Below are 22,650 nucleotides of genomic sequence, written 5' to 3'. Positions count from 1 at the left end.
CCAGAACTTCGGCTTTGTATTGTATGCATTGCCGATACGAATGATGGACGGGGTGAATGAGCAAGGTTCTTCTTATCGACGATGATGTCGAGCTCACGATGCTTTTGCAGGAATATCTCACCGAGGAAGGATATGACGTCGCAACCGACACGGATGGGCGGGCGGCCATTGCCGCCGCCGCCGCAAATACCGTCGACATCATCGTCCTCGACATTATGATGCCCCGGATGAACGGGATCGAAGTCCTGCAGAGAATCCGCAAGCTCAGCCAGATCCCCGTACTGATGCTGACGGCAAGAGGCGACGACATCGACAGGATATCCGGCCTGAACCTTGGTGCCGACGATTATGTTCCGAAGCCCTGTTCGCCGGGTGAACTTGCGGCGAGGCTGCGGGCGATCTTGCGCCGGACGCACCAGCCGGCGGGCGCGTCGATTGACGCCGTAAAAGCAGGTCGGCTCGTGATCCATCCGGGCAAAAGAAGCGCCGAATGGTGCGGCGAGCCGCTGGAACTGACCGGCACGGAGTTCGGCCTACTGGAAGTCCTTGCTCGCAACGCCGGCCAGCTGGTATCAAAGCAGGACATTTCCAAACAGGCGTTCGGAAAGCCGCTTACGCCCTTCGATCGCCGCATCGATGTTCATATCAGCAGTGTTCGTCAGAAGCTTGGCCTGCGAGAAGACGGGCAATCCTGGATCCAGTCCGTGCGAGGCTTGGGCTATCAACTGCTCGTGGATTGACCATGCCAAAACTCTTCTGGAAGTTCTTCACGATTATCTGGCTGACGCTCGCAGCAACCGTGGGCGTCGTCATAGTTACAGTCAAGCTCATTCAGGCAGTCCCCTTCGCGCGTGAGCTGGAACAGGACAGGCGGACGCTCCTCGTCAACCTTGCTGCAAACATCCTGATCGAGGATGGCGAGGACGCCGCCAGACGTTTCGTGTTCACGAGCGAAAAAACACAACCGGTTGGCCTTTCCTTGTCGACGACCGCCAACGCCAATGCATGCCCCCAGGAGAACGCGACGGATACACGATCGGTCTTGAAGGACGGGAGTTGCTACCGAATTTTCGCGGCGACGCCGATGAGTTTCACCTTTGAAAACCTTGCTCCCATATTGCCATGGCTCACGATCCTGATTTCGAGCACGATTGCGGCAGGTGCGCTTGCCCGATATCTCATCCGCCCTGTCGTGCATCTGCGAAACGGCCTGAGCGCGCTTGCAAATGGCCGCTTCGACTTCCGCATCGGCGACAAGATGGCGGGACGAACGGACGAAGTCACGGCGCTCGCGCACGACTTTGATGCCAGCGCCGCGCGATTGCAAGAGCTTCAGGATGCACAGCAGCAGCTGTTTCACGATGTGTCTCACGAATTGCGCTCGCCATTGTCCCGCCTGCAGGCCGTCGTGGGCGTCCTGCGGCAAAGCCCGGCTAAACTCGATGCCATGCTGGACCGTATGGACCGCGAGGTCGAGCGCCTTGATGTGCTGGTGGGTGAAATCCTGACACTTGCCCGGCTGACCGCCACCTCAAGCATGCCGTTGAAAACCCAATCCCTCGATGTCATCGAACTCCTGAACGAAATCCTGGGCGATGCAGCATTCGAGGCGCAGGCACGGGATGTTTCGATCACCACCAGCATCGGCGGCTCATTCCCGGCGGAAGTCGAGGGGGAGTTGATCTACAGGGCGCTGGAAAACGTCGTGCGAAACGCCGTCAAATACACGGATGTCCACTCACGCATCGCCGTGCTTTGCGAGATAAAGGACGATCTCCTCAATATTCGCGTCGCCGATCAGGGGCCGGGTGTCAGGCGAGATGAGCTGGAGCGCATCTTTCAACCCTTTTCACGCGGCAACGATGCCGTGACCGGGGACGGATATGGGCTTGGTCTGGCAATCACCCGGCAGGCGATCGAGCGTCATGGCGGTCGCGTGTTTGCGACGCTGCCTGCTGCCAGCGGCCTTACCATCACACTCGAAATACCTCGAAAGCCGACGAACCACAGCAGACTGGGAAGCGGTTCGGATGCTGCTCAGCCCGTCAAAATCAACTAGCCGCGGCGGTCCCAATTTCCTGCGAACTCGTCACGCACCCTTGTTCGGAAAAACCTAGAACCAGACAACCTACACGACGGTGGAATCGTTTGGGTATTCATTCGGCTCCCTCGCCGATTTCCATATAGCGCGCCAATGCCAAAGCCGCATTCAGCATGTGCTCGCGCATGACCAGGGCCGCTTCCGCTGCATCGCCGCGCATCATGGCTCGCAGGATCGCCTCGTGCTCAAGGAATGACGCTGTCAATCGCTTCGGTTGGCGCAGCTGAGTCCTGCGGAATGGCAGGAGCCTTGCACGCAGCCTCATCAATTCATCAAACAGAAACTCGTTATGCGCACCACGGTACAACGTTTCGTGGAAGGACAAATTGAGCTTGTCATACTGTTCGAAATCGTCTGACTTCGCAGCTAGCGCGGAAGCCTCATGAATTTCGGCCAGAACCGCGCGTTCCACGCCTGTTATCCGATGGGTTGCCAGACGGACGCACATGCATTCCATCTCTGCGGTCACTTCGAACATCTCCATCAGCCGCGGCAAGGTCAGCGGCAGGACCGTTGCACCGCGTCGCGGCCGGATTTCGACCAGGCCGATCGCCTCCAGCTGACGTAGAGCGTCCCTCACCGGCGTGCGAGAAGCACCAAAACGGCTGCTGAGCGTTGCTTCGTCCAAACTTGTGCCAGGCCTTATGGCACCGGAGGAAATCTCGTCCATCAGCACCAATTTAATGCGCTGACCGATCGATCCTGCTTCGTCAAATTCCGTCATTTCAAACCTTGCTTCCGATTTGGCGGGCAACCATTCGGTTTTACACCATCCAATTCGACAGATAGCAATCTATATGAAGCATCAGGCCGCATCCCCCTTGGTCTGCCTATTGGCGACGAGGTAGTTGAAGACGGCCCGATCGGCCAGCATCGAGGTATCGCCGAGCGCCCCGAAATCGTCCTCGGCGATCTTGCGCAGGACACGGCGTCCGAGCGCCTTCTCCTGCACGTTTCGACCGGCTTTCCCATATAGGCTCAGCCTCCTGCGATCGCTCGCACGGCAAGGTAAAGGATCGAAGGCGCAACGAGGCAGCCCAGCCCCGTATGAAACGTTGCCGTCAGTGCGCCATAGGGAACGAGACGGCGATCGGTTGCCGCCAAGCCGCCCGACACGCCGCTGACGGTTCCCATCAGGCCGCCGAACACCATGGCGCTGCGAGGATTGTCGAGACCGATCGCTCTGGCGACGATCGGAGTTCCAACCATGACAAGGACTGCCTTGAAAACACCGGTCGCAATCGACAGCGCGATCACGGCCGAGCTTGCGCCCAGAGCGGCACCCGTCACAGGTCCCACAATGTAGGTAACGGCACCGGCACCGATCGTCGTTATGGATACGGCATCCGTGTAACCGAAAGCGACGGCGAGCAACGAGCCGACGATGAACGGGAGCAGCGTGCCGAGGCCCAGGGCCAGTGCACCGACAGCGCCAGCCTTGCGAGCCTGCGCAACGTCCACTTCAAAGGCCGTGGCGACGATGGCGAAATCACGCAGCATGGCCCCACCCATCAGGCCGATGCCACTGAGGATTGGAATATCCACCACCCCCTTCTCGCCTCCCGTCCACAGACCTGCAGCAAAGGCCGCAGCAAGCCCCAGGACGATTGCGATGGCCGAGCCGTGGACGCGGCCAAACAGGACATATTTCGAGATGGCATTGGACAGCCACATGACCAATCCAACGATCGCAAATGCGGCGAGCAGGTTGTTGGCGGTCAAGCCGTGTTTCAGAATCTCCATGACCGCCTCCCTCAGACCGGATTGACCGAGGCGGCAAGCTCACCTCTGGCCTTTGCTTCAATCTCATCCATCGTTTCGCCTCTCTCGCCGATACGGCTCATCAGTGCGACGGTTGCGAAGCAAACGAAAACGGTCACGATCCCGGCAATCAGCACCAGCGGACCGCTGCGCGCAGCCACCAGCACATTCTGTTGCGCGGCCATGGCAACGACGATCGGAATGTAGAGGGCGCCCCAGAACTCGACACCGAGTTTGAGCGGCAGCGTCAACAGGCCTCGCCTGCTCAGCCATAGCCGCGTGGCAATGAGCAGGATCATGGCTATGCCGACGCCGCCGACATTCGCCTTCACACCAAGCGCTATCCCCAGGAGGTCGCCGAGGATACTCCCCAAGAGGGTACAAAGAGCAAGCATTGCGACGCCGGAGATCACCATGGATGCCCCTCCTCACATGCGCATCTGAAAAAATACAAGATCGACATTTGTTCTCCTCCCATGAATACAAAGATGTCGTATGGAGAGATTAAAATACACATTATTGCGTTTATGGCAATTATATATATAGTGAACGCACGAAAACGCTCTCTTGCGCATACAAAGGGCAATCGAAATGCGAGATTGGAACACAAAGGGCCGCGACAGACTGGCACGTCTCGAAGCCGGCCAGCGCTTCTCCGCCGGCAAGCTTGTCGACCCACAGCACCTCGTCGCTTTCCTTGAAGCGATCCTGAAGCCTGAGGATCGCGTTTGCCTCGAAGGCGACAATCAGAAACAGGCCGACCTGCTGGCCAAGGCGCTGTCCAAAGTCGATGTCGCCAAGATACACGACCTGCATATGGTACAGTCGGGCGTGGTCTTGCCGGAACACCTCGATATTTTCGAAAGCGGCGTCGCCCGAAAGCTCGATTTTTCTTATTCCGGCCCGCAGTCGGCCCGCATCGCGCGCATGATGTTCGGCGGCCAGATCGAACTGGGTGCCGTTCACACCTATCTGGAACTCTTCGCCCGCTACTTCATTGATCTGACGCCACAGGTGGCGCTCATCGCCGCGGTCAGCGCGGACAAGGCGGGAAATCTCTATACCGGGCCGAATACGGAAGACACACCAACGGTCGTGGAAGCCACGAGCTTCGGCAAGGGACTGGTCATCGCCCAGGTGGGCGAGATCGTCGATCGCGTGCCGCGCGTCGACATTCCTGCCGACCAGGTTCATTTCGTGGTGGACGCTAAACGCCCCTTCTATGTGGAACCGCTGTTCACGCGCGATCCGGCGGCCATTACCGAAACGCAAATCCTGACGGCAATGCTGGCCATCAAGGGACTGTATGCGCCCTATGGCGTGCGCCGCCTGAACCATGGCATCGGCTTCAATACCGCGGCCATCGAGTTGCTGCTGCCGACCTACGGCGAACGGCTGGGATTGAAGGGCAAGGTCTGCACGAACTGGGCGCTGAACCCTCACCCCACTCTGATCCCCGCCATCGAAGCCGGATGGGTGGAGCAGATCCATTGCTTCGGATCCGAAGTGGGCATGGAAGACTATATGCGGGCTCGCCCCGACATTTTTTTCACCGGGCCTGACGGCTCACTGCGTTCCAACCGCGCCTTCTGCCAGACCGCCGGGCTCTATGCCTGCGACATGTTCATCGGCTCGACCTTGCAGATCGACCTTTCCGGCAACAGTTCGACCGTGACCGGCAGCAGGGTCGCCGGCTTCGGCGGTGCCCCCAATATGGGATCGGATGCGCGAGGTCGGCGCCATCCGAGCGAAGCCTGGCTGCGTGCGGGCGGGGAAGCCGACCCTGCCGCCGCCACCCCTGCCCTGCGTCGCGGACGCAAACTGGTCGTCCAGATCGGCGAAACCTTCGGCGATGGCATGGTGCCGATGTTCGTCGAACGTCTGGCCGCCCTGGACCTGGCCGACAAGCTGCAGCTCGATCTGGCTCCCGTGATGGTTTACGGTGACGACGTCAGCCACATCGTGACGGAAGAAGGGATCGCCAATCTGTTGCTGTGCCGTGACAAGGACGAGCGGGAGCAAGCGATCCGCGGCGTGGCAGGCTACACCGAGGTCGGCCGCGCCCGGGACCGCAAGATGGTGGAACACCTACGTCAGCGCAAAGTCATCCAGCGTCCCGAAGATCTTGGAATCGATCCCTTGGATGCCGATCGCAGCCTGCTGGCTGCGCACTCCATCAAGGATCTGATGCTCGCCTCCGGCGGCCTGTATAGGCCGCCTTCCCGGTTCCGCAATTGGTAAGGCCGCTGCCATGGAAAACCTGCTCTATGAATTGAAATCGATGCAGACCGGCGGAACCCGCGCCGTGGCTCTGGTGGGCGTCGTCGCTTCGGGCAACCTGGAGATATTGCTTGAACGGCGGGAGGCGGCCGACCGTTGCGTTATTGAGATCGCGACGCCTGCCCATGGTTTCGCCGAGCTGTGGGCAGCGGTTACCGAGGATTTCGCGGCGCGCTCAGCTGCCGGCGGTCTGCGCATCACGATCAATGATGGCGGAGCACGGCCCGACATGGTGGCGCTGCGCCTGGCCCAAGGCGTGCGGCTGATGGAGAAGCCAGAATGAACAATCCTCACAAACTGCGCCGAAGCTGGTATGAAGAATCTGCCCGCGGCCGGTTATCGCATCTGCTCGATGCCGACAGCTTCACCGAATTTCTAGGCCCGGAACGGCGGGAGACGAGCCCTCATCTTGGGCTCTTCGATCTACCTCGGCAGTTCGATGACGGCATCATCGTCGGCCCCGGTCGCATCGACGGCCGCGCCGTTCTGGTGGCTGCCCAGGAAGGGCGCTTCATGGGCGGTGCGATTGGCGAAGTACATGGCGCCAAGCTGACGGGCCTGCTGCATGCCGCAGGCAAGATGCGGCGGGATATCGTCATTCTCTTCGACACCGGCGGCGTGCGCCTGCAGGAGGCCAATGCCGGTGAACTGGCCATTTCCGAGATCATGCGCGCCGTGCTGGACGCGCGATCCGATGGCGTGCGCGTCATCGGGCTGCTTGGCGGCCGGGCGGGCTGCTATGGCGGCGGCAGTCTTATTGCCGGCTGCTGCTCGGCGCTCGTCATCTCCGAGCAGGGTCGCCTGTCCGTTTCCGGTCCGGAAGTCATCGAGACGAACAAAGGCGTGGAAGAATTCGACTCGCGCGACCGGGCACTCGTCTGGCGAACCATGGGCGGCAAGCATCGCTATCTGACTGGCGGGGTTGATGTCTTCGTCGAAGACGATATCGCCGCCTTCCGAGCTGGTGCGATTGCCGCGCTGCAACGGCCAGCCACCTTGGACCAAGCGGTGCTCGAAGCAGAACAGACACGGCTCGAAGAGCGATTGCGCCATTTTGGCGATACCCGTGATGCCACCGAGATATGGGCCCGGCTGCATATCGAGCATCCCGCCGAAATACCGGAGCGGGACATCGAGACTTTCCTCACCACAGCCAATATCCACCGGGAGAGCGCCGATGCTGCTCGCTGATATCCTGTCCTCACTCTTTCCCGCCGGCTACGAGATAACGCAAGCGGATGGGCTTGTTACCGGCTGGGGTCTGTTGGACCAACAAAACAGGATCAATCTGATCGGCATTGCCGACAAGACCTATCCGGGCGTCGATGAGACGGTAGCGCTGGCCGCGCATATCCTTTCCGCCGCCCGGCGGCCGGACAGTTCGCCCCTGCTGTTTCTGGTCGACTCTGGCAGCCAGAGGATGAGCCGGCGTGATGAACTCCTGGGCCTCAGCGAGACGTTGGCGCACCTGGCGAAGGCCCTATGGCAGGCAGAGCACGCCGGACATCGCGCAGTCGGCCTTCTCTATGGAGGCAGCGCTGCCGGTGCCTTCATCGCCACCGCGCTGGCCTGCGGATCGCTGGCAGCCCTGCCCACCGCCTGGCCCGAAGTCATGGACCTACCATCCATGGCCCGAGTGACCAAGCTGCCACTCGCTACGTTAAAAGAAAAGGCCGAGACAACACCCGTCTTCGCGCCCGGACTCGATAACCTTGTTGCAACCGGCGCCATAGCGGAGGTTTGGGATCCGGCAGCCTCTTTGAACGCTCAGCTCGCAGCGCTTCTCGCCAAGCCGGTTTCGAGCGATCTGCGTTCACGATTGGGCGCTGAGCGCGGCGGCCGACCGAAGGCTGCCATGATTGCAGCCGAAGTGGAGCGGCTGGCTTTGCTCCATGGTTGACGTCGCTACCCTCCGCCGCCACGATCTCGCCTATGTGTGCTCCGAGGCATGGCCCGGCCTGCTGCATGGGCAAGTCGAGGGAGAAATGGAGCCTGATCTGCTGGCATGGGCGGCGTTGGGACGACCGGCAATTTTCCGTCGTCGAATCTGCAGCGACCCAACGGATATCGTACCCTTGGGGCTGCCACTTCCTCCTGGCATGGGCCGCAAACGGCTCACGCTCGCCTGCCCACCGACTGCCGTGATACGAACAGCGCCTCCTCCTCTGCTGAGGGATGTGCTGCCCGCAGCACCGATACGATGGCACCCGACCATTGACGCGCTTTTGGAGGCGGCCCCTTCTTGTCGCTGTTTCGGGAGTTTGGCTTGGCAATATCTGACCGGCCTTTCCTATCTGACCGATACTTCCGATCTCGATCTTCTGGTCCGGTGTCACTCGGGCGCGGATGCGATACGAGTGACGGCTTTGCTGAACGATATTGCCGAATGCGCGCCGATGCGTATCGACGCCGAATTGATCGCGCTTTGCGGCATGGCCGTGCAATGGCGCGAATGGCAGTCGGAAAACCCGGAACTCCTGGTTAAATCCCATACCGGATCGGCCTTGATTGCGCGGGAGGCGCTCTTTGCATGACGTTTCCATTGCTGGCTGAACGACGCCCTGTCATCGTCAAGCATTGCGATCCCGAGCTGATCGGACGGCATGCCGCACGAGCGCTCGTTCTGGAGCTGGAAACCTGGCCCAAACCAGGATTGGTCAGCCACATCGACAATGGCGCTCACGCCGACATGGATGCTGATCTCCTGCGCCTGAGCGCTCGAACGCTGGAGCCATTCTTCATCGCGCTTGCCGAGGCGGGCGCTATGGATGCGGGCATGGATCGTCTGCGCCAAATCGGCATAGAGGCGGAAAGCGCAATGCGGGATGCGACCGGAGGGGTGAATACCCATCGCGGTGCCATTTTCGGTCTCGGCCTGCTGGCGGCGGCCGCCGGCCTGGCGGCAACGTGCGATTGGCGGGCACCGCTCGGCATCTTGATAGAACTGCGCTGGGGACAGGACATCATCGGCAAGGCACCGGAGCATGACAGTCACGGCAGTATCGTGGCGCGACGCTACCGTGTCGGCGGCGCCAGGGCCGAGGCTGCCGCGGGCATGCCGTCTGTCTACGATATTGCCCGGCCAGCGCTTGCCGAAGGGCGGCGCCTGGCCATGGGTGACGAAGAAGCGGCAAGGGTCCATGCATGCATGGCGCTGATCGCGGTGGTCGACGACAGCAATCTGCTTTATCGTGCCGGCCCCGAAGGATTGAATTTCGCGCGTGACAAGGCCCGCATCTTCCTGGCGGATGGCGGGGTCGGACGGGCGAACTGGCGCTGGGATGCCAAAGCCATTCACGAGGCGTTCGTCGCGCGCAATCTCAGCCCGGGTGGTTGCGCCGATCTGCTTGCCATGGCGCTGTTTACCGAGGTCTTGGAATCGTGACCCTCGCGCTGCTGTGTTCGGGCCAGGGTCATCAGAATCGGGAGATGTTCCGGCTGCTGGCAACGGAACCCGAAGCGCAGCCCGTTTTCGCGGCCGCGACTGCCGTGCTCGGAACCCGCCCAACGGACTTCTGCCGGACCGCGCCCGAAGCCGCGTTGCATGCAAACCGCGAAGGTCAGATCCTGTGCGTGACACGCTCCCTTGCGATTGCTCGCGCCCTTTTCCCGACTGGTGCGCCAGGCGAAACGATGGTGGCCGGCTACAGCGTCGGTGAAATGGCGGCATGGGGGGTGGCAGGCATCTGGTCACCCATGGATACTCTGAAGCTCGTCGATCAGCGCGCACGGGCAATGGATACTGCAGGCGGGCCGGATGACGGGCTCGGCTATGTCCGCGGTTTGCCAATGGCGGCGGTGCAAGAGCTTGCCAGTCGTTTCGGCTGCGCAATCGCCATTGTGAATCCCGACCTCCTGTTCATCGTCGGCGGCGCCAAACAATCGATCGATGCGCTTTGCACCACCGCACTGCACGAAGGTGCGGCACGTGCGGCACCGATCTCGGTGCATGTCGCCTCCCATACACCGCGGCTCACCGGTGCGGTGGCGCCGTTTGACAAAGCCCTCGCCTCGGTAGCTATGAACCGCCCGGCGCTGCGCCTCATGACCGCCACCAGTGCGACGCTTGTTGTCGATCCGGCACGCACTCGCGAGGGGCTTGCGCGGCAACTGGCCGAGAGGATCGATTGGGCAGACATGATCGAAGCCTTGGCCGAACGTGGCGTAACGACGATCCTCGAACTCGGGCCAGGCCGAGCTCTGGCGGAGATGGCAGCTCTTGCGCTACCGGCGGTAAGAGTACGCGCAGTCGATGACTTTCATAGCCTCGCCGGAGTCAAAGCCTGGCTGGCTGCAAGCTGACACCAGAGTCTCCTCGTTACCGATCGTGTCGCCTGCCCTCGGATGCTGCGGCACAAACCGAATTTGATGCCGAGGGGAATAGGCGCGGCAAGCAATGGCGAACAAGCTTACTCAAGCCGCCGGCCAGTCGCTCCATCAAAAAGATGCAGCCTTCCAAGATCAGGTATCAACGCAAGACGGCCGCCAGCCTGCGTGCTGACCCGTTCGCGCAGCGCTATGACGAGATCGTCGGACCCGATACGCGAGACGATCAGGGTCTCTGCACCGGTGGGCTCCACCACGACGACTTCGGCATCGATGCCGCCTTCGCCTATGGCAATGTTTTCGGGCCGTATGCCGTAGACAATCTCTGCACCGCGCGGGACATCGAGCCCTGCGAGCAACGGAAGGCGGGCGCCGCCATCAGCAACGAATTCCAGCGGGCCGGTACTGCTGATCTTGCCGCGGATGAGATTCATTCCCGGGGAACCGATGAAACCGGCAACGAAGAGGTTGGCGGGCCGGTCATACAGTTCGAGCGGCGAGCCGATCTGCTCGACATAGCCGTCACGCATGACGACGATCCGGTCCGCCATCGTCATGGCTTCGATCTGGTCGTGGGTGACGTAGATGGTGGTCGTACGCAGGCGCTGATGCAGCTGCTTGATTTCGGAGCGCATCTGTACGCGCAGCTTTGCATCCAGGTTGGATAGCGGCTCGTCGAAAAGAAACACCTGCGGTTGACGCACGATCGCACGGCCCATGGCGACACGCTGGCGCTGGCCGCCGGACAGATTGCGCGGATAGCGGTCGAGCAGGTTTTCGAGGCCCAGAATCTGCGCCGCATCGCGAACGCGCTGCCGGATCTCTTCTTTCGGCGCCTTGGCCAGACGAAGCGAAAAGCCCATATTCGCCTCGACGGTCATATGCGGATAAAGCGCATAGGATTGGAATACCATGGCGATGTCGCGGCTCTTGGGTTCGACATCGTTGACCACCCGGCCGCCGATCGCGACGTCGCCGCCGCTGATCTCCTCAAGCCCGGCGATCATGCGAAGAAGGGTCGATTTTCCGCAACCCGAAGGGCCGACGAGAATGACGAATTCGCCGTCCCCGATGTCGATATCCACCCCATGCAGAACTTCGAAGTGACCGTAGCTCTTACGGACATTCGTCACGCTTACCGATGCCATTATGATCTCCAATTAGAGCAATTCCAGGAAAAGTGCGCAGCGGCTTTCCGTCCGGAATTGCGTGAAAACAAAGAGATAGAGCGGTTCAGAGATTCCGTGAAAAGTTGAACCGTTCCAGAAAAGCGTGTGTCTGATCGCCGCCGCCCTTGCCGACCACCGGGGCCAGGCAGCCTGCCGGGCGTCCTATGCGATCGTGGCCACAGAATAAGGTTCCAGGGCCGCATCGATTGCCGCAATGCAGAGGTCGCGCGCACGAGGCAGAACCTTCTTCGCGACCACTGCCGGATAGACCCGGCCGAGATACTGGCTGATGAGCGTTTCCGGAATATCGCCCTCGAAGCGCGCAAGCAGGGTCTCGACAGCTGTCGCCGCTCGCTCGTTTGGCCAATAGTACCGAATGCGGTCGCTATAACTGAAGTGGCGCTGCAAGCGCTGTTCTTCGACCGAGCCGCCATAATGGGAATTCCAGTGACCCGGATTTTCGAGCATGACGGCTTCCATCGTCGCATGGATCGCATCAGGCAAAACCCTTCCGGCGAGAACCGACGCGATGGCATCGAGGCCATAGAGCGCCTCGCGCAGAGCAAAGGTCAGACCCGGCCCAACCTTGAGGATCGCGAAACCGCCCTCGACGAGAGCGGCGAGCGCGTCCCCAGGCTGATAGTCCGTGGAATGAGCCTCGAAGAGCAAGCCGGGCATTTGGTCCAGAGCGCCGATCAAGCCATCCGCACGATCCGGTCTGTAAAGGACGACATTGGCATTGCCGAACTCGACACCGGGCTGAACGACGATGGCTATCACCCGCTCCAGAGCACTTTCGACCCCGGCCTTGGCGAAGGCGGCACGATGCACTGCCAGCGTGTTCTTCGCCGCCTCGGGTCGCGTCACCTCAAGCTCGTCGAGGGCATGCGTGGCGCCGCCCGGTGGCGGCACTTCGGTTCCGATAATATAGACGGGTGGCCGGCGACCAGAACGGAGAGCAGCCTGTTCCGCCACGCGGGCAAGCCGCGCGGCGCGTTCCGCCGTCACCTCGTCGGCCAAGGCTACGGGCTCGTCGGCGCAGCCCATCGATGTATCGAGGTGGATCTTTTCGAAACCTGCCTCGACATAGGCCGCAATCATCGCCTCGGCCTTTGCCATTGCTTCCTCTGCGGGCAGCTTCCTCCATGGGTTCGGGCCGAGATGATCGCCTCCGAGGATGATGCGATCGACAGAAAAGCCAACTGCGGCGGCTATGTCTTCGACGAAACGGCGGAAATCGCGTGGCGTCATCCCGGTATAGCCGCCCTCCTGATTGACCTGATTGCAGGTCGCCTCGATAAGCGCGACGGCCCCCTCGGAGGCCGCACGCCTCAGCGCCGCCTCGATGACAAGCGGATGCGCGGAGCAGACCGACGTGATCCCGCGCGGGAATGTCTTGGCGCGATCGCCAAGAAGCTTCTTCAGCGCAATGCTGCGATTGTGTTCGACGGCGGCGTTCATCCGAGCATCACGATCTTGGTCAGGTGACGTGGCGACACCGTATCGACACCCTTCGACTGCGCTGCCCGTTCGCCGAGGATCTGCAGGGCCGGCAGCACGCAGAGGCCTGCGAGCGCCGGATCGCAATCGACGGCCAGTTCCAGATCGCCTGGGCCGCCAAAGCCGATGACGGTCGCTCCTTTTTCCTGTAGCTCCTCGACCAGCAGCGCTTCCGCCGCCTTCTGGTCGGCGCTGTAGAGCATGACGACCGCGGTGTTTTCATCGACGAGGCTGATCGGTCCATGGCGGTATTCCAGGGGATGAAAGCCCTGGGTGATGATCTGACTCATTTCCATCAGCTTCAACGCGCCTTCCAGGGCAATGCCGTAGAGCGATCCGCTCCCGAGGAAAACGAAATGCGACCGACCTTCGATGGTCTTCGGAAGAGCCGCATCGAGCTGATCGGCCAGCCGGCGGGCGGATTGGACGATCGATGGCGGGATCTTTACGCCGACCATCTGCATGCCCAGAAGCAGCATCAGGCTCGCCGAGACCGTCATGACAATACCTTCATCGCCATGGGTCGCTACCTCGATCAGCCGGTCGCAATTCCTGGCAAGCGAGCTTTCCGGCTCGACCGTGATGGCGGTGACGAAAACGCCGGCTTTGCGGCTTGCCTTGGCGGCGGCAACGGTTTCCGTCGTTTCGCCGCTGCGGGAAAGGGCCACCAGATGAACCTTCTGCCAGCGCGGCCAGAGGGCGGCAGGCCGGTTCAGCCATTCCGCACCCGGCACGGCAATCGCCGGATAACCGGCAAGATTGGCATGCGCCGCAAGCGACAAAGCGAGATTGTAGGATGTGCCGCAGCCCAGAAAAACCGTCAATTCGGCATCATGCGGGGCGGAGACCGGTCCAATCGCCTTTTCCCAATAAGGGAATTGTTCGAAGATCACCTTTTCCGTCGTATTCATATCAGCTCCGATTTACTTGACCGATCCGGCCAGCAGACCGCTGACGAGGTATCGATTGAGAAAGATGACGACCAGGGCGGGAATGATGATGGCAATCGATCCGCTTGCCGTGATCAGCCCGTAGTCGATGAAGTTCTTGGTGACGAATTCGGGGATCAGTACCGTCAAAGGCTTCGTCGCCTGCGGTGAAAAGATGAGCGGGACGAGATACTGTCCCCACGCGCCAAGAAAGGTCAGGATCGCCGCTGCCGTAAGCCCCGGACCGGCAAGCGGCAGAACGATGTTGAAGAAGATGTAGAGCCTGCCGGCGCCATCAAGCTGAGCCGCCTCTTCCAGCGCGATCGGCAACGCCTCGAAGACGCTCCGCAACAACCACAGCGACAGGGGTAGGTAGGCAGACACATAGATCAGCGCCACGCCGACATAAGTATCGACCAGATGCATGCTGATCATGATCCGGTAAAGCGGGATCAGCACAGCATAGCCGGGGATTGCAAGTGTCGCGACGACAGCTGCAAACAGGAAGCCTCGCCCCGGAAACTGGATGCGTGTGAAGGCATAGGCTCCGAGTGCTGATATCGCGACGCAAAGGAGCGTTGCAGCCACCGAAGTCACAATACTATTGATGAGTGCGGCGCGGAACTGCGACCAGACCTGAACACCACCGATCCGTGCAATATCGATGCCGAAGAGGCGCGAGAAATGATCCAGCGTGAAATGCTGCGGAAAGAAATGGATGGGTCGCGCCGAAAAATCCTCAGTCGGTGTGATCGAGCTGGCAAGCGTCCAGTAGATTGGCCCAAGAGACCAAATAAGGAGAGCTGCGACGCCGATCCAGATCAGCAAACGATATGAAAAACTCTGTTTCATCAGTCAAACCGGGTGTTGCGATAGACGCGCAGGACATAGATGAGCGAAACCAGTAGTGAGACCAGCGTGATGACAAGCGACAGCGCCATGCCATAGGAAAAACGCAGGTTCTGAAAGGTCTCGAGATAGATCTGTACGAGAACTGGCCGTGTTTCGAGACTGGAGCCTGCCAATACCCATGCTTCATCGAAGAGGTTGAATGCGTTGACGGTCGCATTGGTCATGGCAACCGCAATCGCACTACGCACCAGCGGAAGCGTGACCAGAGCAAACATCTGCGTGCGTGTCGCGCCATCGATCCGCGCCGCCTCATAGAGATGCGCCGGAATGCTCTGCATCGCCGCCAGCACGATGACGACGGTCAGGGGCATCATGCGCCAGACGTGAACCACCGTGACCGCGATAATGGCGCTGGTGCGATCGTTGAACCAGACATGGTTGTCGAAAGGCAGGCCTACAGCCGAAAGAATGCCATTCAGCAATCCCGCTCCGGGCTGGTAGATCCAGAGCCAGATCACCGCGTTGACGACACCCGGCAGTGCCCAGGGCAAGACGACGGCGGCAAGCAACCATTGGCGGCCGACCTTGACCTGATTGATGAGGGCGGCAGCAAGAACGCCGAACACCGTCTCGGCCACAACTGCGAGCACGACATAGAGAAACGTATTAATCCAGGTCGTGCCCAATTGCCCGTCGGAGAGCATCCGAGTGTAGTTTTCCAGCCCGACAAAAGGCGTTCCCGCCTGCATCGGATTGACCCTGTGCAGGCTGTCCCACACCGTTCTTCCGATCGGGTAGAAAACAAGGGCCGCCATCGTGATCAGGATCGGTGAAACAAGCAGGATGCCCAGCGTGGTGTCGGCCTTGATGCCGGCACCACGCTTGCCCCTGCCACCGGCAGAGACTGCGATTGTCATTGGGCCGATGCCTGCTTTGCCGCTTCGGCGATGTTCTGCATGGCCTGATCCACGGTGACCTGGCCTTTCGCGGCGCTGTTGATCGCCGTGTTCACCGCGCTCGAGAATTCCGGATACCAGGGAGGCGTACCCTGCGGGAACAGCGGCTCGACGGTCTTCGACTGCGCCACAAGCGTATCACCGCTGAGCAGCTGGCCGGCGGAATTGAGCTCGGACAGTGCAGAGGTGCGGGTCGGCAACGCGCCGTTAGCCGCATTCTTCTTCTGGAACTCCTTGCTGGTGAACCATTTGACGAAGGCGATGGCGGCTTCCTTGTTCTGCGAGACGCGCGGGATGGCGAGCGCTTCGGGAAGGCCGAAACTGCGGGTTTCGCCGCTTGCTGTCGGTACCAGGATCGCCTCGACCTGGCCGGCGACCTTCGATTGCTTCGGATCGTTCATCTGACCGATCCTGCCCGGCTCGCCCGAAATCATGATGCTGGTCACGCCCTGGGCGAACATGCTCTCATTGATCTGGCTGTCCTTGAGACCGGTGGAAGCCGGATCGACCAGACCTTCCTTCAGTAGCATCAATTCGAAGGCGAGCGCCTTGTAGCCGGCGGAATCCTTCGAGACGAAGAGCGGCTTGAAATCCTTATCGAACAGTTCACCGCCGAAGGCCTTCGTCAGGAGATACCAGCTCGTCGACGCACCTTCGGTCGCCGAAAGCGGCAGGCCGATCGGATAGGTCGCGATCTTCTTTTCCTTGATCTGCTTGGCCGCAGCGGCCAGCTCGTCGAGCGTCTTCGGCATCTTGGTGATACCCGCATCGGCAAAATGCTTCTTGTTGATGAGCATGACGCGGAAGTCGTTGGTATAGGGCACGCCGAGCAGGTTGCCGTTGACCGTGAAGATCTTGGAAACGCCGATATCCTTGACGGCATCCGCATCGATCACATCATTGAGCGGCAGATACCAGTCGGCGGCGCTGAACTGGCCGGTCCACGACCAGTCGAATTCGGTGACATCGGCCGGTGCGGTGCCGGCAATCAGCGAGGTGACGAGCTTCGGGCGGATATCGTCCCACGAAAGGGTCTGCATGTTGACGTGGATGCCGGTCTCGGCTTCGAAATCGCCGGGAATGTTCGGCGCCTGCGGCGAAGGCATCAGCACCGTGATCGATTGGCCGGCAAGCGGTTTCGCATCCTGAGCGAGAGCCGGAACGGCGGCAACGAGCGCCGCCAGAGCGACGAATGGCAAAGTAAATTTACGCATGTTCCCTTCTTTCCTTGTTATTGAGGTCTGCTTCACCTGAATGCACCGCTGCGGTCTTTGCCGTTGCGGCGATTTGCGTGATCCAGCCGTCATTCACCGGCCAGTCGAGAAGGCGGGCGGCCGCCAAAAGAGCGCCGCCGATGGGAGGAAGCTTCGGGCTCACGGCCGGACGGCCGATGCGCCGCTCGAGTGCGGCAAGCAGGGCGCGGCTTGCAAATGTTCCGCCGGCATAGGTCCAGTCGGCCGCCGCCTCGCAATGCGGCGCGATGGCTTCGACATGCTTTGCGAGCTCGGACGCCGCCTGGCCGATCAGCTGCTTTGCCGCTCCGTCGCCAGCGCGGGCAACGCGATCGACGAGAACCGAGAGGGCAGCGATATCGGCGCGGGGGTTTTCGAGTTCGCTCACCCATCCTCCCAGCGCGTTGACCGGATCGATGCTGTCGAGGCCCAGGAATTCGAACATGGCCTTTGCCAGCGCGGTCGGGCCTGCACGCCCGTCGAGACTCTGGCTAACGAGGCTGAGAGCGGCCCGCCCGATCCAATAGCTGCTGCCCTCGTCGCCTATGACGTCGCCCCAGCCGCCCACGCGCGCCGATACGCCGGCGCCGTTGCGCGCCCAGGCCATGGAGCCGGTGCCCGACAGGATGAGAATGCCGGGCTTTCCGGCAAAGGCGCCGAGATGAGCTGCATCGACATCGTTGAGAATATGCCGTTTCGCCTTGGGGAAGCTGGCCTCGATCGCCTCGCGCTGCTGTTCCGACAGGCGCGCTACCTCGCCATAGGCCGGCAGCGCGGCGGCGACGGCCGCCGGTTGCTCTCGTTCCAGGAAGGAACCCAGGGCAAGATCCAGTTCGCGACGCCAGTTCGGGTTGTCCATCGGATTGACGCCGCCGCTACGCGACATAAGCAGCACGTTGCCGGCTCTGTCCGCAAGCGCGACCAGCACCTTGCTGCCGCCGCCATCGATGCCGAGGATCAGGTCATCGCTCATTTCGGCGCTCCGAGATCCGCAATCGTCGTCTCGACGCCGAGGTTGACGAGTTCACTGCGCCAATGCGCGGAAAGACCAGAATCCGTAATCACCTTCGCAGCACTTAAGGGGGCGACCTTATAGGTCGTCATCGTGCCGAACTTCGAGGAATCGGCGAGCACGAAGCGGTGGGCCGAGCGGCTGAGCATGCATTTGTTGAGGCTCGCTTCGGCGCTATCGACGCTATAGATCGCGCCGTCGGGGCTGATGGCGCTGGCGCCGAGGAAGAGCTGATCGAACCAGATGCTCTCGAGCATCGCTTCGGCCTGTGGCCCGACAAGCGAAGCGTTTTCGCTGCGAAGCTGCCCGCCGAGCAGGACGACCTCCAGATTGGGGATATTGAGGAATTCCTGCGCCACCGTCAGGCCATTGGTGAAGATGCGAAGCGGTATCGGGTTCAGGCGGATAAGACGCGCAAGCTGCAACACCGTTGTACCGGCATCGAGGAAGATGGCAGTGCGCGGGGTCAGCAAATCGTAGGCTGCCGTTGCGATTGCGCGTTTGGCCGACAGATGCCGCTTGGCCCGTTCCTGAAAGGCAAGCTCCACCGAGGAGCCCTCGGCGATCCGGGCGCCGCCATGCACGCGGTCGATGGCGCCTTCTTGTTCGAGGACCTGCAAATCCCTGCGCACCGTTGCCAAGGAAGCGCCGATGGCGTCCGCGAGCGCCTGGATGGTCGAAAATCCGTTCGCATAAAGATGGCTGCGAATAGCATCGAGACGATCGACTTTCACTCCTCCGGCTTGGCTCAACGAAAGTCCCTCTTCCACAATCATTTCTATTTCGCTCAAACTTCCATCCAATAAGATCAATGTCAATCATGATTCTGATGTTTTTTGATCTAATTTATGATCGCATCGAACCATGGACGCGAGCGCACAGCCTCCTCTCTCGAAGAGGCCGCACTCGTGCACTGCCGTCAGTCAGGAAGCGGTGAGCCTAATGATAAGCGGGCAGAAGACTGCCGTGCCGCTCGATCATGTCATCCACCAGCTTCCAGATCTGATCGGGCGACAGCTCCGCCGACGTATGAGGATCAAGCAGGGCAGCCTGATAGATGCGATCCCGTTTCTTCGTCAGCGCCGCCTCGACCGTCAGCTCCTGCACGGAAACGCTAAGCCGCATGACGGCCGCGAGCTGTGAGGGTATCCGTCCGATGCGGATCGGCTGAATGCCATTGTGATCGACATGGCACGGCACCTCGACGATGCACTCGTCAGGCAGATTCTGGATGAGCCCATCGTTCGGGACATTTCCATAGATGAGCGCCGGTTGGCCGGTGACTGCGGCATGAATGATACCGGCGGCATATTCGTTGCTACGGCAGACATCGATCGGCTTGCCCCCTTCAAGGTCGCGCCGCAGTTCATGCCATTCGGCGATCTGGACCTCGCAACGGCGGATGTATTCATCGAGTGGAATGTTGAGCCGCTCGATCAGATCGTTACGGCCTTCCTTGATGTACCAGGATGTATATTCCGAAAAATGCTCGCTCGATTCCGTGACGAAGTGGCCGAGCCGTTTCAAAACGTCGAAACGGACCCGATCGTCAGAGGGAATGCGCCCTTCCTCGGCCAGGGCGCGCAGGCGCGGATAGAGATCCTCGCGGCTGCCATCGGCCCGCAGCTTTTCATATTTGAGGAAGAAGGCGACATGGTTGATGCCGGCCGAGAGATAGTTGATATCGGCGCTATCCTCGCCGAGGCAATCGGCAAGATGGGCGGCCGTGTGCTGTACGCTGTGGCAAAGCCCCACGGTGCGGATGCTGGGGGCAATCTCCTTGATTGCCCAGCAATTGATCGCCATCGGGTTGACATATTGCATCAGCAAAGCGTCGGGGCAGACTTCCTCCATGTCGCGGCAGATAGCTTCGAGAACGGGGATGGTGCGGAGCCCACGGAAAATGCCGCCGATCCCGAGCGTATCGGCAATGGTCTGCCGGAGGCCATGCCGTTTCGGGATCTCGAAATCGGTCACCGTGGCAGGCTTGTAGCCGCCGACCTGCATCATCAAAATGACGAAATCCGAACCTTGCAGCGCCTGCCGGCGATCAAGCGTCGCCTCGACCTGAACCTTGTCGAGCCGAAGCGTCTCGCAGATGCGCCGCGCAACGATCTCGGATGTCTTCAAACGCTCCGGATCGATGTCGAAAAGGCTGATGACATAGTCGCTTCCGCTCCGACTTGAGAGAACGTCACCCAGAATATTCTGGGCAAAGACGGTGCTGCCGGCACCGATCAGGCAGATCTTTGGCATGAAGGGATCTCCGCATGGAATAGCTTTGAACCTCAATGCCTCTTTCAAATCAGGATTTCTTCCCAATAATAGCAAAGTTATTCCCGGATTCGCGCCACAGGCAGACCTCCATGCCGAAGCCTAGCAATTTCGTCGAGCGTGAAGCTCTCATCACATCCGCTGGCGGCTTTCTGATCGAGCGTCACATCGCCGATGCCATGAGCGCTGCGCATTGGCACGACCACGTCGAGCTGAACTTCCTTGTGGAGGGGCAGATGACCTATATGTTCAACGGAAGGCAGGAACAGGTTGAGGCGGGGCGGCTGGTGCTGTTCTGGGCCGCCATTCCGCACAGGACGATTGCGGTCACTCCGGATGCTCCGCTCATATGCATCTATCTTCCGCTCGTCGATTTCCTGAGTTTGCCGATCGAGCGCAGCGCGCGGCAGGCGATCATGCAGGGACGGTTTTCGGCCGACACCCGCCCCTACCCCGCCGACGCCGTGCTCCTGCCGCAATGGGTGGCCGACTGGGAGCATGGCGACATGGTTCGGCGGCAGTTGATCCTCGACGAAGTCAAGCTCAGAATACGGCGTTTCGCTCTCGATGCTCCCGACGACAATCATGACCTCGTTCGGCAGCGCTCGACGGGGGCCGTCAGCATTGCCGTGCAGCGCGCCGAAACATTGACCGGCCTGATCCATGTCCACTACTCCGAACCGGTAAGCCTGCCGATGCTGGCGGGGCTCGCCGGCATCCATCCAAGCACGGCCAACAAGATCTTCCGCAGCGTATTGGGCATCCCGGTCAACGAATATCTGACGCGTTATCGCCTGGCCCGGGCGATGCAGCAGCTCGCCGAAACCAACAGCCCGATCCTGCAGATCGCCTATGATTGCGGCTTCGGCTCCGCCAGCCGGTTCTACGACATCTTCAAGCGGCGGACGGGAACGACGCCGAGACTGTTCCGTTCGTCGCTCATACGGGATGGCAGCACCGATGAGAGCGATGCAACGCCGTCCCTAAACATTTGACGGTGCCGGACCGAAGCTTTCGCGTCGAATGAGCTTGCTTTCGATGACATGACGCAGGGCCGTCGCCTTATCCGGCGCATCGATCCGTTCCATCAGCAAGTTCACAGCCATCTGCCCCATTTCCTCGACCGGCTGCTCGATGGTCGACAACGGCGGCAGCGAATATTCGCACACCGGAGCGCCGTCGAAGGATACGATGGAGAGATCTGTCGGTATTTTCCAACCCATCCGCTGAACGCAGCTCATAAAGGAAATTGCCATGTCATCGCTGGTGGCAATGACGGCCGTTGGCCTTGACGGGAGATTGGCGAATTCAGTCGCCGCGGCAACGCCGATCTGGAAACCATGCTGATAGTCGAGGCTGCCGCCGGACCTGACGATGGCCGTCTCCGGCAGCCCCGCAGCGGCAAGCGCTTCAACCGCACCAAGATAGCGTTCATTGTCGTGATAGTTACCCTGCGGACCGGCAAGATAAAGGAAATGCCGGTGGCCTAGCGCAACCAACTCGGCCGTGGCATTCCGAACGGCCTGCCGGTCATTCGTCACGACACTCGGCAGGGCCGCGTGGCTCATATCGAACAAGAGAGAGACGATCGGCAGGGCGGAATCCTTGAGTGACCGGCCACCATCGACCGGTAGATCCGAGGAGAGAATGATGGCACCGCGCACGGTGCCGCCGAAGGCCAGATCGAGGATATGGCGTTCCGAAGCCTCGTCGCGATCGAGGTTGGCAATCATCAGATGGTAGCCATTCTGGCTCAACGACCGGTTTATCCCCTGCAGGACCAGGGGAATGACCTGCGAGACACCGTAATAAAGCGAGCCCGGCAGAATGATCATGACGACATTGGACTTGCCGACACGGAGCCCTCTCGCCATGGCATTGGGCGTATAGCCGAGCTGCTTGGCGGCGGCATCGATCTTGGCACGCGTCTTCTCGTTCACGCGACCGGGATTGGCCAGTGCCCGGCTCACCGTAGAGATCGCGACGCCTGCCAGCCGAGCGACATCCGCCATCAGAGGGCCGGAATGCTCTTCTGCCGGCAGATCCTTGTTAATCTTCACTTTTTGGCGTCCTTCGCAATGCCTGCTGCGCGGGATGCTACGGCAATCCCATCCATTTAGCAAACGTTTGCCAAAAATCACTTGCATATAAAAACGACTTGTCTACTATTCAGGCACGGCAAACGTTTGCCAATTGCAGTGCATTGAAATCATTATGGATTATTTGCCGTGGCACATGGTTCCGCGATCGATCATCCA

Annotated in this window: 24 protein-coding genes; 10 read left to right on the top strand and 14 right to left on the bottom strand. The window is 60.6% G+C overall.

Annotated features, from left to right (window positions below; genetic code table 11):
• Positions 1-56: 56 nt before the first annotated feature.
• Together ABOK31_RS33105 and ABOK31_RS33100 are read left to right on the top strand one after the other, a co-directional pair.
• The gene (locus tag ABOK31_RS33105) at positions 57-740 is read left to right on the top strand and encodes a response regulator (protein WP_092713292.1); all 684 of its coding nucleotides are present in this window, start codon (positions 57-59) and stop codon (positions 738-740) included.
• A gap of 2 nt (positions 741-742) precedes the next feature.
• Positions 743-2,059, top strand: coding sequence for a HAMP domain-containing sensor histidine kinase (locus ABOK31_RS33100; RefSeq protein WP_174172332.1), 1,317 nt, complete (start codon positions 743-745; stop codon positions 2,057-2,059).
• Between the two features lie 97 nt (positions 2,060-2,156).
• Here the strand turns inward: ABOK31_RS33100 and ABOK31_RS33095 are convergent, their stop codons facing one another.
• From ABOK31_RS33095 to madL, 4 genes are read right to left on the bottom strand one after another with little or no spacing between them, the layout of a single operon-like run.
• Entirely contained in the window at positions 2,157-2,855 is a 699-nt protein-coding gene (locus tag ABOK31_RS33095) for a GntR family transcriptional regulator (protein WP_349961994.1), read from the bottom strand.
• A 51-nt stretch (positions 2,856-2,906) separates the two neighbouring features.
• Complete coding sequence (locus ABOK31_RS33090) at positions 2,907-3,053, bottom strand: hypothetical protein (protein WP_349962872.1); 147 nt, start codon at positions 3,051-3,053, stop codon at positions 2,907-2,909.
• 26 nt (positions 3,054-3,079) lie between these two features.
• On the bottom strand, positions 3,080-3,844 hold the full coding sequence (gene madM, locus ABOK31_RS33085; RefSeq protein WP_174172330.1) for a malonate transporter subunit MadM: 765 nt from the start codon (positions 3,842-3,844) through the stop codon (positions 3,080-3,082).
• 11 nt (positions 3,845-3,855) lie between these two features.
• On the bottom strand, positions 3,856-4,278 hold the full coding sequence (gene madL, locus ABOK31_RS33080) for a malonate transporter subunit MadL (protein ID WP_349961992.1): 423 nt from the start codon (positions 4,276-4,278) through the stop codon (positions 3,856-3,858).
• A 175-nt stretch (positions 4,279-4,453) separates the two neighbouring features.
• Between madL and mdcA the strand changes: the two genes are divergently transcribed.
• The 7 genes from mdcA to ABOK31_RS33045 are packed head-to-tail and all read left to right on the top strand — an operon-like array spanning position 4,454 to position 10,444.
• On the top strand, positions 4,454-6,103 hold the full coding sequence (mdcA, locus tag ABOK31_RS33075; protein ID WP_349961990.1) for a malonate decarboxylase subunit alpha: 1,650 nt from the start codon (positions 4,454-4,456) through the stop codon (positions 6,101-6,103).
• Between the two features lie 10 nt (positions 6,104-6,113).
• A complete protein-coding gene (gene mdcC / locus ABOK31_RS33070) occupies positions 6,114-6,425 on the top strand; it encodes a malonate decarboxylase acyl carrier protein (protein ID WP_349961988.1) in 312 nt (103 codons plus the stop codon).
• Complete coding sequence (locus ABOK31_RS33065; RefSeq protein WP_349961987.1) at positions 6,422-7,333, top strand: biotin-independent malonate decarboxylase subunit beta; 912 nt, start codon at positions 6,422-6,424, stop codon at positions 7,331-7,333. The genes mdcC and ABOK31_RS33065 overlap by 4 nt, the downstream gene beginning before the upstream one ends.
• A complete protein-coding gene (locus tag ABOK31_RS33060; RefSeq protein WP_349961985.1) occupies positions 7,320-8,042 on the top strand; it encodes a biotin-independent malonate decarboxylase subunit gamma in 723 nt (240 codons plus the stop codon). The genes ABOK31_RS33065 and ABOK31_RS33060 overlap by 14 nt, the downstream gene beginning before the upstream one ends.
• A complete protein-coding gene (gene mdcG / locus ABOK31_RS33055; protein ID WP_349961984.1) occupies positions 8,035-8,676 on the top strand; it encodes a malonate decarboxylase holo-[acyl-carrier-protein] synthase in 642 nt (213 codons plus the stop codon). Before ABOK31_RS33060 ends, mdcG begins: the two co-directional genes overlap by 8 nt.
• Positions 8,673-9,527 carry a triphosphoribosyl-dephospho-CoA synthase MdcB gene (gene mdcB / locus ABOK31_RS33050; RefSeq protein WP_349961983.1) on the top strand — a complete coding sequence of 285 codons (855 nt, stop codon included), beginning with the start codon at positions 8,673-8,675 and terminating at the stop codon, positions 9,525-9,527. The genes mdcG and mdcB overlap by 4 nt, the downstream gene beginning before the upstream one ends.
• A 44-nt stretch (positions 9,528-9,571) precedes the next feature.
• Complete coding sequence (locus ABOK31_RS33045; protein WP_349961982.1) at positions 9,572-10,444, top strand: acyltransferase domain-containing protein; 873 nt, start codon at positions 9,572-9,574, stop codon at positions 10,442-10,444.
• A 107-nt stretch (positions 10,445-10,551) separates the two neighbouring features.
• On the opposite strand, the gene ugpC is transcribed toward ABOK31_RS33045, so the two are convergent.
• The 9 genes from ugpC to ABOK31_RS33000 all read right to left on the bottom strand — a co-directional run bounded on the left by ugpC (position 10,552) and on the right by ABOK31_RS33000 (position 20,374).
• Positions 10,552-11,616 carry a sn-glycerol-3-phosphate ABC transporter ATP-binding protein UgpC gene (ugpC, locus tag ABOK31_RS33040; RefSeq protein ID WP_349961981.1) on the bottom strand — a complete coding sequence of 355 codons (1,065 nt, stop codon included), beginning with the start codon at positions 11,614-11,616 and terminating at the stop codon, positions 10,552-10,554.
• Between the two features lie 183 nt (positions 11,617-11,799).
• The gene (locus ABOK31_RS33035) at positions 11,800-13,098 is read right to left on the bottom strand and encodes a D-tagatose-bisphosphate aldolase, class II, non-catalytic subunit (RefSeq protein WP_349961980.1); all 1,299 of its coding nucleotides are present in this window, start codon (positions 13,096-13,098) and stop codon (positions 11,800-11,802) included.
• Positions 13,095-14,048, bottom strand: coding sequence for an SIS domain-containing protein (locus ABOK31_RS33030; RefSeq protein ID WP_349961978.1), 954 nt, complete (start codon positions 14,046-14,048; stop codon positions 13,095-13,097). Before ABOK31_RS33030 ends, ABOK31_RS33035 begins: the two co-directional genes overlap by 4 nt.
• A gap of 12 nt (positions 14,049-14,060) precedes the next feature.
• The gene (locus ABOK31_RS33025; RefSeq protein ID WP_174172318.1) at positions 14,061-14,918 is read right to left on the bottom strand and encodes a carbohydrate ABC transporter permease; all 858 of its coding nucleotides are present in this window, start codon (positions 14,916-14,918) and stop codon (positions 14,061-14,063) included.
• Positions 14,918-15,835, bottom strand: a complete 918-nt coding sequence (locus ABOK31_RS33020) for a sugar ABC transporter permease (protein WP_349961976.1) — start codon at positions 15,833-15,835, stop codon at positions 14,918-14,920. Before ABOK31_RS33020 ends, ABOK31_RS33025 begins: the two co-directional genes overlap by 1 nt.
• Positions 15,832-17,088, bottom strand: coding sequence for a sugar ABC transporter substrate-binding protein (locus ABOK31_RS33015; RefSeq protein ID WP_349961975.1), 1,257 nt, complete (start codon positions 17,086-17,088; stop codon positions 15,832-15,834). Before ABOK31_RS33015 ends, ABOK31_RS33020 begins: the two co-directional genes overlap by 4 nt.
• Positions 17,081-18,079: a BadF/BadG/BcrA/BcrD ATPase family protein gene (locus ABOK31_RS33010; RefSeq protein ID WP_349961974.1), complete on the bottom strand. Its 999-nt coding sequence runs from the start codon at positions 18,077-18,079 to the stop codon at positions 17,081-17,083. The genes ABOK31_RS33015 and ABOK31_RS33010 overlap by 8 nt, the downstream gene beginning before the upstream one ends.
• A complete protein-coding gene (locus ABOK31_RS33005) occupies positions 18,076-18,870 on the bottom strand; it encodes a DeoR/GlpR family DNA-binding transcription regulator (RefSeq protein WP_174172864.1) in 795 nt (264 codons plus the stop codon). The genes ABOK31_RS33010 and ABOK31_RS33005 overlap by 4 nt, the downstream gene beginning before the upstream one ends.
• A 187-nt stretch (positions 18,871-19,057) precedes the next feature.
• Complete coding sequence (locus ABOK31_RS33000; RefSeq protein WP_349961972.1) at positions 19,058-20,374, bottom strand: alpha-glucosidase/alpha-galactosidase; 1,317 nt, start codon at positions 20,372-20,374, stop codon at positions 19,058-19,060.
• 110 nt (positions 20,375-20,484) lie between these two features.
• Between ABOK31_RS33000 and ABOK31_RS32995 the strand changes: the two genes are divergently transcribed.
• Entirely contained in the window at positions 20,485-21,387 is a 903-nt protein-coding gene (locus ABOK31_RS32995; RefSeq protein WP_349961969.1) for a helix-turn-helix domain-containing protein, read from the top strand.
• Here the strand turns inward: ABOK31_RS32995 and ABOK31_RS32990 are convergent.
• Positions 21,376-22,452 (bottom strand): LacI family DNA-binding transcriptional regulator, encoded by a 1,077-nt coding sequence (locus ABOK31_RS32990; protein WP_349961968.1) that lies wholly within the window; start codon positions 22,450-22,452, stop codon positions 21,376-21,378. The genes ABOK31_RS32995 and ABOK31_RS32990 overlap by 12 nt on opposite strands.
• Positions 22,453-22,650 lie beyond the last annotated feature (198 nt).

The sequence above is a fragment of the Rhizobium sp. ZPR4 genome, from assembly GCF_040215725.1.
Classification (GTDB): domain Bacteria; phylum Pseudomonadota; class Alphaproteobacteria; order Rhizobiales; family Rhizobiaceae; genus Rhizobium; species Rhizobium rhizogenes_D.
Note: the sequence above shows the minus strand (reverse complement) of the source record. Positions and strands in the feature narration are given on the sequence as shown.

Coding starts and splice junctions, on each gene's coding strand:
- madM (WP_174172330.1), bottom strand. CDS start 3,844: ATGGAGATTCTGAAACACGGCTTGACCGCCAACAACCTGCTCGCCGCA.
- ABOK31_RS33030 (WP_349961978.1), bottom strand. CDS start 14,048: ATGAATACGACGGAAAAGGTGATCTTCGAACAATTCCCTTATTGGGAA.
- ABOK31_RS33100 (WP_174172332.1), top strand. CDS start 743: ATGCCAAAACTCTTCTGGAAGTTCTTCACGATTATCTGGCTGACGCTC.
- ABOK31_RS33000 (WP_349961972.1), bottom strand. CDS start 20,374: ATGCCAAAGATCTGCCTGATCGGTGCCGGCAGCACCGTCTTTGCCCAG.
- mdcA (WP_349961990.1), top strand. CDS start 4,454: ATGCGAGATTGGAACACAAAGGGCCGCGACAGACTGGCACGTCTCGAA.
- ABOK31_RS32995 (WP_349961969.1), top strand. CDS start 20,485: ATGCCGAAGCCTAGCAATTTCGTCGAGCGTGAAGCTCTCATCACATCC.
- ABOK31_RS33010 (WP_349961974.1), bottom strand. CDS start 18,079: ATGAGCGATGACCTGATCCTCGGCATCGATGGCGGCGGCAGCAAGGTG.
- ABOK31_RS33045 (WP_349961982.1), top strand. CDS start 9,572: ATGTTCCGGCTGCTGGCAACGGAACCCGAAGCGCAGCCCGTTTTCGCG.
- mdcG (WP_349961984.1), top strand. CDS start 8,035: ATGGTTGACGTCGCTACCCTCCGCCGCCACGATCTCGCCTATGTGTGC.
- ugpC (WP_349961981.1), bottom strand. CDS start 11,616: ATGGCATCGGTAAGCGTGACGAATGTCCGTAAGAGCTACGGTCACTTC.
- ABOK31_RS33105 (WP_092713292.1), top strand. CDS start 57: ATGAGCAAGGTTCTTCTTATCGACGATGATGTCGAGCTCACGATGCTT.
- mdcC (WP_349961988.1), top strand. CDS start 6,114: ATGGAAAACCTGCTCTATGAATTGAAATCGATGCAGACCGGCGGAACC.
- mdcB (WP_349961983.1), top strand. CDS start 8,673: ATGACGTTTCCATTGCTGGCTGAACGACGCCCTGTCATCGTCAAGCAT.
- ABOK31_RS33020 (WP_349961976.1), bottom strand. CDS start 15,835: ATGACAATCGCAGTCTCTGCCGGTGGCAGGGGCAAGCGTGGTGCCGGC.
- madL (WP_349961992.1), bottom strand. CDS start 4,278: ATGGTGATCTCCGGCGTCGCAATGCTTGCTCTTTGTACCCTCTTGGGG.
- ABOK31_RS33065 (WP_349961987.1), top strand. CDS start 6,422: ATGAACAATCCTCACAAACTGCGCCGAAGCTGGTATGAAGAATCTGCC.
- ABOK31_RS33060 (WP_349961985.1), top strand. CDS start 7,320: ATGCTGCTCGCTGATATCCTGTCCTCACTCTTTCCCGCCGGCTACGAG.
- ABOK31_RS33015 (WP_349961975.1), bottom strand. CDS start 17,088: ATGCGTAAATTTACTTTGCCATTCGTCGCTCTGGCGGCGCTCGTTGCC.
- ABOK31_RS33025 (WP_174172318.1), bottom strand. CDS start 14,918: ATGAAACAGAGTTTTTCATATCGTTTGCTGATCTGGATCGGCGTCGCA.
- ABOK31_RS33035 (WP_349961980.1), bottom strand. CDS start 13,098: ATGAACGCCGCCGTCGAACACAATCGCAGCATTGCGCTGAAGAAGCTT.